We start from the raw sequence: 6,754 nt of genomic DNA, 5'->3' as shown, positions 1-6,754 counted from the left end.
ATCGACGGAACTGATCGGTTGCTGCGCGCACCGACCGTCCAGTTTCGCTCTTCCGAAATCGACCTGCCAGCCTTTGGCTGGAACATTCCCAACAAGCCGCTCAATGATGCGCTGGAACAGGCCATTGCCGTTGAACCTAATATCACGGTGATCGAGGCCATTGCCGACACGATTGAGCTGACACCAGAACAAGTGACCATCACGCTGGAAAAGGGTGACGTCATTACCTCGGCCTTCGTGATTGGTGCCGATGGCCGCAAATCCAAGGTGCGGGACGCAGCCGGTATCGGCGTGCGTTCATGGGGGTATCCGCAGACTGCGCTGGTCATGAACTTTGCCCATACCCTGCCCCATGGCAATGTTTCGACCGAGTTTCATACACCAACCGGCCCGTTTACACAGGTGCCCCTGCCCGGCAATCGCTCCAGCCTCGTCTGGGTGGTGACACCGGAACAGGCGGCCGACATGATGGCACTGTCGCCCGAAGAGCTCAGCGCACGGGTTGAAGAGCGCATGCAATCCATGCTCGGCAAGGTCACAGTGGAAGATGGCGTGCAGAGCTGGCCGCTTTCCAGCATGACGGCTGACCGTTTTGGCAAGGGCCGCGTTGCACTGGTGGGTGAAGCCGGCCATGCCTTTCCGCCAATTGGTGCACAGGGCCTCAACCTCAGCCTGCGAGATATCATGACGCTGAGCGACCTGTTGGGCGCCAACAAGGACAAACCGATCTCTGGCGATGCCGGCAACGCATTCGAGCGCCGCCGCAAGGTGGATGTGATGAGCCGCACCTGGAGCGTTGACCTGCTCAACCGCTCGCTGCTGACATCCTTCCTGCCAGTGCAGATGTTGCGCGCCGCCGGCCTGCATCTGCTGTCTGGCCTGTCACCGCTGCGCAGCACCATCATGCGCGAAGGCATTGAACCCGGCCGTGGGTTGAAGTCCATTCCTTCGCTTCTGTGGGCCGGGTTGAAGAGATAATCCGGTTTACCGACGACCGGATCAGCTTTGAATACCAAGACGACACGCGCGAATGTTGCTGATGTCGTCAGCGGGGCCGCGAGTGCCTACCTCTACCCTTGTGGGAGAGGAAGAAAAATCATCATCTTAGCTTGCTAAGTGATAGATTTTTCAGGTGAGGGGTTTTGTTATGCCGCAACCAAACCTGCCGTCATACTTGGGCTTGTCCCAAGTATCTAACCACCTATCCATTACCGCAACATGCCTGGCTGGCGTGATTGGATCCTCGCCACAAGGGCGAGGATGACGTCGAAAATGTAGTTGGCACCGAGTGCGAACCCTCGGCCAATCGTACGGTCCTCACCCTCGCTCACTGCTTATCTCCAACAGCCGCCTAAACCACCCTTCATTCCTGTACTTTTTACAGGAATCCAGGCCAGCCCAAGTCTTTGGGCTGAAAAAGACTCTTTCGTTGCGCCGACGCGCTACGCTGAATTCCCGCAACAAGCCTGAGAATGACGACAAACGGGAAAGCTCACCCCGCAAGCTGCCGCACAACATAAAGCACGCCGGTCAACGTCACCACGGAAAGCACGGTGCTGATCAGGATGGAGGCGGACGCCCGCTCCTGCCACACCTGATATTGCTGCGCGATGACAAAGACATTGGCGGCCGTCGGCAGGCCTGCCAGAAGCACCGCCGAATAGACCCAGATCGGGTCGAACGTGCCAAATGACGTCAAAAACACGTAGGTCACCACGGGGTGAAGAATGAGTTTGGCCGGCACGATATAGCACATTTCCACCGACAGCCGCTTGATGGGTCTGAGCGCCAGCGTAACACCCATGGCAAACAGTGCGCAGGGTGCGGCCGTTGGCGCCAGATAATCAATCAACCGCTGCAGGGGTTCCGGTGGCGCCCAGGATGTACCGGCTGCAATAAAACCCAAGATCACCGCCAGAATGAACGGATGAGTCAGCACCTTTTTGCATATGTCACCGGCCAGCTTCAGGGGTGAGCGTTTATCACCGCCTGCAATCGCCATCATCGCTGGAGCGACGATAAAATGCGTGGCGTTTTCGAGACAGACAATAAGTGCCACAGGCACGGCCGCCGCTTCGCCGAACACCAGAAGGGCAAGCCCCGGCCCCATATAACCAATATTGCCGTAGCTTCCGCAAAAACTCTGAATGGTGGTTTCAGCAATGCTGTTCTTGCGGATGACCACACCCACGACGAACAGCAACGCAAAAATGGAATAGGTGGCCAGCAGGCTGGTGCCGACAAAATCCATGCGCGCCAGCTGTTCCATCGGGGTTTTGGCAATCAGCTTGAAAAACAGCGCCGGCAAAGCGGCGTAAAGAATGAACACATTCAGCCAGCCCATCGCCTCGGCCGGCTGCCGGATCAACCGTGCAGCCACATAACCAATGAAAATCATGCCGAAAAACGGCAACAACAGACTGAAAATGTCAGACATAGCACCCTACCCGCCGACGAAATGAGATCGACGGGGCGACGCTTAGCCTATTTGCATCAGGATTGGGAAGGTTTCCTGGAACCAGATTGCCATGTTGGTGATAAAACCGGTCATGAATGCCACACCGGTGAGGATGAGGAACACGCCCATGATCTTTTCAATGATGCCGAGGTGACGGCGGAACCGCGCCAGAAACCGCATGAACGAGCCGGAAAAACTGGCCGCAATCCAGAACGGCACCGCAAGACCCAGCGAATAGATGGCCAGCAGCACGGCGCCATCCCCCACCGTGTCACGCATCGAGGCAACACCAAGGATCGCGCCAAGCACCGGGCCGATGCAGGGCGTCCAGCCAAAGGCAAAGGCAAGGCCCATCACATAGGCACCAGACAATGTTGCCGGTTTTCCACTACCCTGAAACCGCGCCTCGCGCGACAGGATGCCGATACGGAACACGCCCAGAAAGTTGAGGCCCATGATGATGATGATCAGGCCGCCAATCTTGGCCAGAATATCCAGGTTCTGGCGCAGCAGCATGCCAACGCTGGAGGCCGCTGCACCGAGGCCAATGAACACGGTGGAAAAACCGAGCGTGAAAAAAAGCGCCGACAACATCACCGCCCATTTGACGCGCGGCTCTGCCTGCACAGTCTCCGACTTGAACTGCTCAACCGAAACACCCGCCATGTAGCAAAGGTAAGGCGGCACCAGCGGCAATACACAGGGCGAGAGAAATGACAGGGCACCGGCAAACAATGCGCTGAACAGGGAAATTTCGGCGATGGACACGTGTAACTCCGTATTTTTCAAGGAGTTTTAATCTTTGCCCCCTGTGTTCGCCAATCACCTTTTCGGGGGTGAGACAAAAAAACGCGGAATAGTGAAATAAAGTTGTTTTTGAGGGTTGACCCGAACCGAGGCCGTAAATATGTTCCGCCCACTTCCGCAGGGCAGACGAACTGCATGGGAGAGCATAGCTCAGCTGGTAGAGCAACTGACTTTTAATCAGTAGGTCCAGGGTTCGAATCCCTGTGCTCTCACCACTTCATTAACAGAAGTGGTTGATTTCAAAACAAGTCTGCAAGACACAAAAATCCCCACATACCGCGCAACAAGCCTTTTCGGCTTTACAGGCCCTACCCGCCTACGGCCCTCATTCGCGACTTGACGCCTTCCATCTAATTTCGATCATGACAAACGAATCACTCGCGATTCGCTGCAGTGATTCTGCTCGACGATTCGCATTTGCATCGCGTCTCACTCACGAAAGTGTAGGATTAAATCGTGTCGCGTGATATTATGGCGTCAGAAACGAAAGTGACGATCATGCGCACAACTCAGTCCCTCAGCATCACCTTGCCCATCGAGATGGCTGAAATGGTAAAGGCGAAGGTAGCCTCCGGCGAATACGCCACCGAAAGCGAAGTCATTCGTGATGGCCTGCGTACCCTCGCTGCGCGAGACGCTGCAGTAGAGCGCTGGCTACGTGACGAGGTCGCTCCAGCTTATGACGCCCATAAAGCAGACCCAACCCGTTCCGTCTCGCTCAATGAAGGTATGGCAAACATTCGCGCCCGCATCGCCAAAGGCGAAGGCCGCGATTAAATGAAATATTATGCTGTGCGCCTGTCGCCGGAGGCGCAAACCGATATCGTGCGAATACATGCTCGTATCGTTGAGAAGTCTGGCTCACCCGTCACCGCCGACCGCTATATTGACCGCATCAGCGTTTTTTTGAGTTCGTTGAACGTATTTCCCGAACGCGGAACAGTGCGCGAAGAAGTACGCCCAGGGCTTCGCATCATTGGGTTCGAACACAGCGCCAGCGTAGCATTTGTCGTAGAAGATGATGACGTGGTGGTTCTGCGTATTCTCGCCAAGGGCCAAGAGTTTGGCGACACAAACGCTGAGTGAATTACCACCCACGACACCACACAAATAGGCAAAGCAGAAAACAACCCTCGGGTTGTCTTATTCTCTTGCTGATTGCAAACCCGCAAACTACTAAACCTGAAAATCACGATTTGATTCGATGACAAACGCTTGCGTATTTTCAGGGGCATTTGAGATGAAGTTTGTTTTTCCAATACTGATTGGTGCCTTGGCTCTTTCGCTGCAGGGATGTTCAGCAAAAGACAGTACGCTTACGGTGGTAATGTTGCACACAGATGCCAAGGGCAAACTCGCGTCAACGACAATCGCCAAATCTTCGGGTGACATGGACAAAGACGCCTATGCGGTCAATTTGGCAAAGAACTATTTCAAATCAAAGGTTCCACAACCTCAATCTTCGCACACATACAGACAGCCTGTCCAAATCAATGAAGTAAGACCCTTGTTCGGGACAGAAAAAAGCGAACCGGATGCCAAAACAAAACCCAAGAGTGCCTCAGGCAGCACAAAATAGTGCTTCCGCTACACACGTATTCTTCAGAAGGTTTTTGACGTGAAATTCCGTTTTGCAATTATTGTTAGCGCATTGGCGCTTTTGCTTCAGGCCTGCACGACAGTCGATTCTGACACGGTCTACGTAACGATCAAGACGGATGCCCGCGGTAATATTTCGTCGACGCAACTGAGCAGTGTTACCGGTGACCGCAAGAAAGATGGTATGGCGCTTCACCTGGCGCTGCTGGCGTTTTATCACAAGATACCGAACCCGAGGCCTAACCAGACATACCGCCAGCCAGTGATGTTTGACTACACCAAATCAAACGCTGCAAAGGCGGCGGCGGCTGCCAAGGCAAAACAAGCTGGCAAGGCGGCAAAGTGATGCCGCGCTTGTGAGACGTCGCTCTTCCAGCCGTGGTTTCAATGCTCAAGGCATGATCATCAACCGGATGCCATAGGCCACCACGGTCAGCGTCAACACGCTGGCCAGCCATATCGCGGCAAACCACAGCAGGCGTTTCGACAATTTCCCCTGGGATGCGGGTTTGGGTGCGGGAGCAGCCATCAGTGATACCCCTCCTCCGGGTCGATCTTGCCGCGGAAAACCCAATAGGCATAACCGGTATAGGCAAGAATGGTGGGGATCAGCACCAGCGCACCAACCAGCAGGAAGGCCATTGAACTCTGAGGTGCTGCCGCTTCCCAGATGGTCAGCGAACCCGGCACGATATAGGGGTAAAAGCTGATACCAAGGCCGGCAAAGCTGAGGATGAACAGCCCCAGTGCCGCCAAAAACGGCTGCAGGTTTTTCTCGCGCATCAGCCCCTGCCACAGTGCCAGTGCGCAGATGGCAACCAGCAATGGCACAAGGGCTGAGAAAAACGCCGTTGGCCAGCCAAACCAGCGATCGAAATAAACCCGGTCAATAAAGGGCGTCCACAGGCTGACCGTGCCGATCAGCGCAATCGTGCCGACGCCCGCCACCATGGAAAGTTTGCGGCACCGGGCCTGCAAATCACCCGTGGTTTTCAGGTTGAGCCATGTGGCACCGAGCAGCGCGTAACCAACGACCACAGCCAGACCGGTGGCAACGCTGAATGGTGTCAACCAGTCCCACCAGCCGCCGGCATAGGCGCGGTCCACCACCCTGATACCCTGCACGAGAGCGCCAAGCGCCACGCCCTGCATGAAGGCCGCAATGGTGGAGCCAACAAAAAAACCGCCATCCCACCAGATGCTGCCGCGTTTGGTGCGCCAGCGAAATTCAAACGCCACACCGCGAAAGATCAGCCCCAGCAGCATCAGAATGATCGGCATGTAAAGGGCTGGCAGCACGGTGGCATAGGCCAGCGGAAACACCGCCATCAACCCACCGCCACCCAGCACCAGCCAGGTTTCGTTACCATCCCAAACAGGCGCGATGGAATTGGTCATAACGTCCCGGTCATGCCGGTTGGGAAACATCGGAAACAAAATGCCGATGCCGAGATCAAAACCATCGAGAATGACATAGGCAAGCACGGCAAAGGCAATCAGCGCCGCCCAGATAAAGGCAAGATCAAACATCGTGACGACCTCCGGAAAGGGTTTCATGGGCAAGTGCAGGGGTAATGCCTGCCGTGCGGGTGGGTGCATGGTCCAGCTCGTGGTCTTCATCCAGCACTGGCGTGCGGTACATCAGCCGCAGCAGGTAAAAGACCCCTGCCCCAAACACGATGAAATAGACCACGATGAAGGCTAGGAGTGATGCACCGACAGCGGGTGCATCAATCGGTGACAGGCTTTCAGACGTGCGCAGCAGACCATAGACCGTATAGGGCTGGCGGCCGACTTCGGTCGTAAACCAGCCTGCAAGAACGGCAATGAAACCCGATGGCCCCATGCAGATGGCGGCACGGTGCAGCAGACGGTTGTCGTAAAGACAGC

11 protein-coding genes and 1 tRNA gene are annotated in these 6,754 nt (G+C 55.6%); 6 read left to right on the top strand and 6 right to left on the bottom strand.

Annotated elements, in window-relative coordinates; translation table 11 throughout:
• On the top strand, positions 1-978 hold a 978-nt coding region (locus tag RT613_RS19900), incomplete at its 5' end, for a UbiH/UbiF family hydroxylase (RefSeq protein ID WP_313618117.1).
• 230 nt (positions 979-1,208) lie between these two features.
• Here RT613_RS19900 and RT613_RS19895 read toward each other — a convergent pair.
• From RT613_RS19895 to RT613_RS19885, 3 genes are all read right to left on the bottom strand, one after another.
• Positions 1,209-1,331: a hypothetical protein gene (locus tag RT613_RS19895; RefSeq protein ID WP_313618116.1), complete on the bottom strand. Its 123-nt coding sequence runs from the start codon at positions 1,329-1,331 to the stop codon at positions 1,209-1,211.
• Positions 1,332-1,492: 161 nt separating this feature from the next.
• On the bottom strand, positions 1,493-2,437 hold the full coding sequence (locus RT613_RS19890; protein ID WP_313618115.1) for an AEC family transporter: 945 nt from the start codon (positions 2,435-2,437) through the stop codon (positions 1,493-1,495).
• Positions 2,438-2,479: 42 nt separating this feature from the next.
• Entirely contained in the window at positions 2,480-3,226 is a 747-nt protein-coding gene (locus tag RT613_RS19885) for a cytochrome c biogenesis CcdA family protein (RefSeq protein WP_313618114.1), read from the bottom strand.
• Positions 3,227-3,404: 178 nt separating this feature from the next.
• Here RT613_RS19885 and RT613_RS19880 point away from each other — a divergent pair.
• The 5 genes from RT613_RS19880 to RT613_RS19860 all read left to right on the top strand — a co-directional run bounded on the left by RT613_RS19880 (position 3,405) and on the right by RT613_RS19860 (position 5,210).
• Positions 3,405-3,480 (top strand) — tRNA-Lys (locus tag RT613_RS19880).
• A 283-nt stretch (positions 3,481-3,763) separates the two neighbouring features.
• Positions 3,764-4,042: a type II toxin-antitoxin system ParD family antitoxin gene (locus tag RT613_RS19875; RefSeq protein ID WP_313618125.1), complete on the top strand. Its 279-nt coding sequence runs from the start codon at positions 3,764-3,766 to the stop codon at positions 4,040-4,042.
• Positions 4,043-4,351, top strand: coding sequence for a type II toxin-antitoxin system RelE/ParE family toxin (locus RT613_RS19870; protein ID WP_313618113.1), 309 nt, complete (start codon positions 4,043-4,045; stop codon positions 4,349-4,351). It begins immediately after the preceding gene.
• Between the two features lie 154 nt (positions 4,352-4,505).
• Complete coding sequence (locus RT613_RS19865; RefSeq protein ID WP_313618112.1) at positions 4,506-4,844, top strand: hypothetical protein; 339 nt, start codon at positions 4,506-4,508, stop codon at positions 4,842-4,844.
• 39 nt (positions 4,845-4,883) lie between these two features.
• On the top strand, positions 4,884-5,210 hold the full coding sequence (locus tag RT613_RS19860; protein ID WP_313618111.1) for a hypothetical protein: 327 nt from the start codon (positions 4,884-4,886) through the stop codon (positions 5,208-5,210).
• Between the two features lie 45 nt (positions 5,211-5,255).
• Here the strand turns inward: RT613_RS19860 and RT613_RS19855 are convergent, their stop codons facing one another.
• From RT613_RS19855 to RT613_RS19845, 3 genes are all read right to left on the bottom strand, one after another.
• Positions 5,256-5,393: a DUF2474 family protein gene (locus tag RT613_RS19855; protein WP_313618110.1), complete on the bottom strand. Its 138-nt coding sequence runs from the start codon at positions 5,391-5,393 to the stop codon at positions 5,256-5,258.
• Positions 5,393-6,394 carry a cytochrome d ubiquinol oxidase subunit II gene (cydB, locus tag RT613_RS19850; RefSeq protein WP_313618124.1) on the bottom strand — a complete coding sequence of 334 codons (1,002 nt, stop codon included), beginning with the start codon at positions 6,392-6,394 and terminating at the stop codon, positions 5,393-5,395. The genes RT613_RS19855 and cydB overlap by 1 nt, the downstream gene beginning before the upstream one ends.
• Positions 6,387-6,754 (bottom strand): cytochrome ubiquinol oxidase subunit I (locus RT613_RS19845; RefSeq protein WP_313618109.1); only part of this gene is annotated, 368 nt, incomplete at its 5' end. The genes RT613_RS19845 and cydB, both read right to left, overlap by 8 nt.

Source organism: Agrobacterium sp., from assembly GCF_032092815.1.
Taxonomy (GTDB): domain Bacteria; phylum Pseudomonadota; class Alphaproteobacteria; order Rhizobiales; family Rhizobiaceae; genus Agrobacterium.
Note: the sequence above shows the minus strand (reverse complement) of the source record. Positions and strands in the feature narration are given on the sequence as shown.

Coding starts and splice junctions, on each gene's coding strand:
- RT613_RS19870 (WP_313618113.1), top strand. CDS start 4,043: ATGAAATATTATGCTGTGCGCCTGTCGCCGGAGGCGCAAACCGATATC.
- RT613_RS19890 (WP_313618115.1), bottom strand. CDS start 2,437: ATGTCTGACATTTTCAGTCTGTTGTTGCCGTTTTTCGGCATGATTTTC.
- cydB (WP_313618124.1), bottom strand. CDS start 6,394: ATGTTTGATCTTGCCTTTATCTGGGCGGCGCTGATTGCCTTTGCCGTG.
- RT613_RS19865 (WP_313618112.1), top strand. CDS start 4,506: ATGAAGTTTGTTTTTCCAATACTGATTGGTGCCTTGGCTCTTTCGCTG.
- RT613_RS19855 (WP_313618110.1), bottom strand. CDS start 5,393: ATGGCTGCTCCCGCACCCAAACCCGCATCCCAGGGGAAATTGTCGAAA.
- RT613_RS19875 (WP_313618125.1), top strand. CDS start 3,764: ATGCGCACAACTCAGTCCCTCAGCATCACCTTGCCCATCGAGATGGCT.